General features: G+C 64.3%; 1 pseudogene. It reads left to right on the top strand.

Features of this window, described 5'->3' with window-relative positions:
• Window positions 1-238: pseudogene (locus tag ACLJNW_RS28275) on the top strand (polyribonucleotide nucleotidyltransferase); the annotation flags it as partial.

Genomic DNA, 238 nt, shown 5'->3' with positions numbered 1-238 from the left:
CCCTGACCTCGCGCCTGATCGACCGTCCGATCCGTCCGCTGTTCCCCGAAGGTTTCATGAATGAAGTGCAGGTCGTCTGCACCGTCGTCTCCACCAACAAGAAGTCCGATCCGGACATCGCCGCGATGATCGGCACCTCCGCCGCCCTGGCGATCTCCGGCATTCCGTTCGCCGGCCCGATCGGCGCCGCCCGCGTCGGTTTCCATCCGGAAATCGGCTACATCCTCAACCCCACCTA

Origin of the sequence: Salmonella sp. SAL4457 (genome assembly GCF_046548235.1) — a bacterium.
Taxonomy (GTDB): Bacteria; Pseudomonadota; Gammaproteobacteria; order Enterobacterales; family Enterobacteriaceae; genus Salmonella; species Salmonella enterica.
The sequence above is the reverse complement of the archived record's forward strand: the minus strand, read 5'-3'. Positions and strand labels throughout refer to the sequence as shown.